The sequence below is a fragment of the Sphingobium sp. ba1 genome (assembly GCF_000743655.1).
In the GTDB taxonomy this organism is placed as follows: Bacteria; Pseudomonadota; Alphaproteobacteria; order Sphingomonadales; family Sphingomonadaceae; genus Sphingobium.
Map to the genome: position 1 here is coordinate 2,710,872 of NZ_JPPQ01000069.1, position 3,938 is coordinate 2,714,809.

Consider the following 3,938-nt stretch of genomic DNA (forward strand, 5'->3'; position numbering starts at 1 on the left):
GTCGGAACAGATGGAAGAGCGCGTTGTGTGCTCGGTGTCTGCGGCCGCGAAGTACGAGATTCCGGCCAACATTCTTCTCGCCATTCGGGAAAAGGAGGGCGGCAAGCCGGGCCAGTGGGTCAAGAACACCAATGGCACCTATGACGTGGGCGAGCTGCAATTCAACACCGCCTACCTGGGCGACCTGGCGAAGTATGGGATCACGGCCCAGGACGTTGCTGCGGCAGGCTGCTATCCCTATGACCTGGCGGCCTGGCGGTTGCGCGGGCACATTCGCAACGACAGGGGCGATCTGTGGACACGCGCCGCTAACTATCACTCGCGCACGCCGTCGAAGAACGCGATCTATCGCGCCGATCTGATGGTGAAGGCCGACAAGTGGGCGAAGTGGCTGGATGCGCGTTTCGTCACCGTCAACTATGGCCCCAGCTCGCCGGCGCAGCCGGCAGGGAAGGGGACCACACTTGCGGCCGCTGATACGTCGGCAGCAGCGCCGGCCGAAGCGCAGCCGATGAAGCAAGGCCGGATCACCCGCACCAGCCTCCGCAGCTCGGGTTACGTACCCCGGCAGCTCATCATCAACAACACGCCATAAGGAGGAACGGCCGTTTAGCGGCTAAAGCCTATGGGCATTCGCAACCTGACGCAGCGATACATGAACGGGGCCAGGGCCTACGCGGCCTGGGCGGCATCGCAGGCGAAAGCGCCGTTTGATCTTCTGGTACTGGGCATCGGGCCTGTCATCGTCTTTGGCCTGGTCGCGCATACGCTGCTCGCGTTCCTGCCCACATGGGCCATGTACGCCGCCGGCGCTCTGCTGGTCCTCGCGGCCCTGCCTTTGGCGCTGCACGTCCTCCGGGAATACGCGCTGCGCTATGGGCGCAAATAGCGCCCTGCAGGGCGTTCTTACTCCAAGGGGGAGGGCATGAATACACGCGCCATGAACGACGCCAGCGGCCGGGCCTCGCTGCCTGCCATGGTGATCGCCGACGGCACCATTGAAGCCTTGAAGTGGCTCGCCTTGCTTGCCATGACCGGGGATCACGTCAACAAGTACCTGTTCAACGGTACGCTGCCATATCTGTTCGAGGCGGGGCGCTTGGCCCTGCCTCTTTTCGTTTTCGTCCTGGCGTACAACCTCGCCCGCCCGGGCGCGCTCGAGCGCGGTTTGTACGGGCGAGCGATGAAACGCCTGTTGGCCTTCGGCCTGGTCGCCTCGGTCCCGTTCATTGCGTTGGGTGGAGTGGTGGGCGGATGGTGGCCGCTGAACGTCATGTTCACGCTGTTGGCCGCAACCGCGATGCTCTACCTGGTCGAGCGCGGCCGCTCGGTCGCTCCTATAGCGCTGTTCGTCGTGGCCGGCGGCCTGGTCGAGTTCTGTTGGCCGGCGCTGCTGCTGGCCGCGTCTGTCTGGTTGTACCTCAAGCGCCCGACGTGGGCGGCCGCGTTGATGGCGCTGCTGTCTTGCGCGTCCCTGTGGTACATCAATGGCAACCTTTGGGCGCTTGCTGTTGTGCCCCTGGTGATCGTCGCCGCCGGCGTCGATCTTCGTGTCCCGCGCCTGCGCTGGGCCTTTTACACGTACTACCCGCTGCATCTTGCCGCTCTTTGGCTGATCCGCTGTATTGATTCACTTGAAGTACGAAAAAAACCGGGAGGACATTGGATTATTCGGGATCTGATGGGATTAGATTTGGTGGGGCTTGCAAGCCTGTAGTGCAAATTTTAGTCGTTAATCAATGAAACGCGAAAGATAGTAAAAAATTGCTTTTGTTTCATTGAAAATACGAAAAACAAAAACACTGCAAATCATTTCAATAACAGCTTCAAAAAACGTTCAAAACCGATAACAACCAAGCTGTCACCAAATGACTCATATCACAAATCAGCTTATGCCGTTTAGGTATGTTACATGTGTGATTATGTGAGGTGAAGTATGTTTTAGCTGGTTCATGGTTGTTATACGGCTTTTTTTACCTCCTGTGGTTCCTGTGAAGGTACTACAACACTTTCCTGTTCATGAATCCCATACTTTGACAAAATCTCTTTGCGTTTTTCTTCAGGTAATGCATCTAGCATCATCAACGTCTGAATACTTTGCTGTGAAAATCCTATAAAGCTGTAAAGTTTCTGTTCATTAAATACAAGAGGCATTAACGCCAACAACCCCCCTTTACTTAAAAGTTTCAGTGCCTTGCGTGCTTCATCTGGTTCCAGCTCTTCAATCATATTGATTAAGGTTGTGGTTAATTTGTTTATCAGTTCCGAAGAATCCTGTTTCTCATTGGCTTGAGCACCAGTATCCGGTGTGGATAACCCCAAGTGCGCAATAACTTGCTCTCGTTCTTTGGTGGGCATCGACATCACATCGTATTCAACAGCTTTCCCCCCCTTGACACCTTCCTTTTTTTGCTTCGTCCAGCCTTGAACATTTGCTCGATAGTGAACACCAGCAACAGATCCAGGCATACCATCAGCAGCCATAATTTCTTGCGGCGAACACCAAATTGACTTTTCAGTATTATTCTTTTCTATAAAGTTACTTTTCAAAATTTAAACTCCTTATTTATCAACGCGTTAATCAGTAATCAAAGGAATTTACCAAAAAGCAGCTTTACAAAAAGCTTCGTTCGCACGCCCAATCAGGCATGGCTCCTGACAACAGCAATACATGGAAAAACGGCATATCAAGTGCTGAAATCGGATTTCGGAGCCCGTCTCGTTGTTGTTGACGCATTGGCGGCGTTCATGCGCCGACTGCATGCGATCCCAGTGAGCGAATGCTCCTTCAACAGTGACCACGCATGCAGGCTTGCCCGAGCGCGGGAGCGTATCGAGGCGGGGGTTGTTGATGTCGATGACTTCGATAAGGAGCGCGAAGGGTGGACGGCCGAACAGGTTTGGGAGGCGATGCATCGCCTCCTACCGCTCGCGCCGGACCCAGTCGTGACGCACGGCGATTTTTCACTCGATAATCTACTTATCGTCGAAGGTAAGGTAGTCGGCTGCATCGACGTTGGGCGGGCTGGTATTGCTGATCGATACCAAGACCTTGCCGTGTTATGGAACTGTCTTGAGGAGTTCGAACCTTCGCTTCAGGAGAGGCTTGTTGCGCAATATGGCATTGCCGATCCGGATAGGCGCAAGCTGCAATTTCATCTCCTGCTGGACGAACTTTTCTAAGGCGATGCCCCCTCGACCTCGATCAGGGAGGCGTTCAGGACGACTCACAAAGAAAGCCGGGCAATGCCCGGCTTTTTCTGCTGCTACCTCCGTAGTCGTAAGGTCGTTGCAGGTGCTCGGGTGCGGTACAACTCGCCGGTCGCCAGCTCAAGCGCGATCACGTCGTTGCCGTCGTAGTTGACGATGATGCTGTTGGGCCGACTGTCCTCACGCTTCGCAGGGAGAGGCCAGCCTTCAATCGAAGCCGGCGCAAGCTCGTAGTGCTTCCCGGTTTCGACGCTGCGCAGCGTCCAGGTCCTGCAACCGGCCACGCCGGTCGCAGAAACCACGGCGAGCGAGCCGCGAAAATCGTGCGGGTACGCCTCGATGTTCATACGCCTCCTAGATCGAGCGCGAGCGTTTCTGCTCGGCCTTGGCCGCCTGTTCCTGGGACACCTCGCCGATGACCTTGCCCTGGCCCCGGCTGTAGGCGATTTCGTAGTTCTTGCCGACAACCGGCGGCTTCTCAAAGATGCCCCGGCTGTGTTTCACGATCCCGCCTTCGCTGAACTGGTAGACGTTGCGCCCATCGTCGTGCAGCACCTGGCCGACGTGCTTGTGCGGGTGGACGTTTTTGCTTGCGTCCTTCGCATCGCTCAACTGGTGAATGCCTTTCGGTAGCCCCGCCTCGGGCAACACCTTCATGGTCAGCCATTCGGCTCTGTTGCAAAGATTGGCGGCAGTCAGAGGTAGGCTGTCGCTCTGCGCCGATCAGG

6 protein-coding genes and 1 pseudogene are annotated in these 3,938 nt (G+C 56.1%); 4 read left to right on the forward strand and 3 right to left on the reverse strand.

Annotated features, from left to right (window positions below):
- The 3 genes from IL54_RS16300 to IL54_RS16310 all read left to right on the forward strand — a co-directional run.
- Positions 1-595, forward strand: a 595-nt coding sequence (locus tag IL54_RS16300; protein WP_081913094.1) for a muramidase, incomplete at its 5' end; no start/stop codon positions are given.
- Between the two features lie 30 nt (positions 596-625).
- Positions 626-889 (forward strand): hypothetical protein, encoded by a 264-nt coding sequence (locus IL54_RS16305; RefSeq protein ID WP_011205797.1) that lies wholly within the window; start codon positions 626-628, stop codon positions 887-889.
- A gap of 36 nt (positions 890-925) precedes the next feature.
- Positions 926-1,717 carry a TraX family protein gene (locus IL54_RS16310; RefSeq protein WP_171821465.1) on the forward strand — a complete coding sequence of 264 codons (792 nt, stop codon included), beginning with the start codon at positions 926-928 and terminating at the stop codon, positions 1,715-1,717.
- A gap of 242 nt (positions 1,718-1,959) precedes the next feature.
- Here the strand turns inward: IL54_RS16310 and IL54_RS23180 are convergent, their stop codons facing one another.
- Positions 1,960-2,550: a MerR family transcriptional regulator gene (locus IL54_RS23180; protein ID WP_000840060.1), complete on the reverse strand. Its 591-nt coding sequence runs from the start codon at positions 2,548-2,550 to the stop codon at positions 1,960-1,962.
- A 72-nt stretch (positions 2,551-2,622) separates the two neighbouring features.
- Between IL54_RS23180 and IL54_RS16315 the strand changes: the two are divergent.
- A pseudogene (locus tag IL54_RS16315) lies at positions 2,623-3,183 on the forward strand (APH(3') family aminoglycoside O-phosphotransferase); the annotation flags it as partial.
- Positions 3,184-3,266: 83 nt separating this feature from the next.
- Here the strand turns inward: IL54_RS16315 and IL54_RS16320 are convergent.
- Both IL54_RS16320 and IL54_RS16325 read right to left on the reverse strand, forming a co-directional pair.
- On the reverse strand, positions 3,267-3,557 hold the full coding sequence (locus IL54_RS16320) for a protein TraA (RefSeq protein ID WP_011205811.1): 291 nt from the start codon (positions 3,555-3,557) through the stop codon (positions 3,267-3,269).
- 7 nt (positions 3,558-3,564) lie between these two features.
- Positions 3,565-3,867: a KfrB domain-containing protein gene (locus IL54_RS16325; protein ID WP_237748917.1), complete on the reverse strand. Its 303-nt coding sequence runs from the start codon at positions 3,865-3,867 to the stop codon at positions 3,565-3,567.
- Between the last annotated feature and the right edge of the window lie 71 nt (positions 3,868-3,938).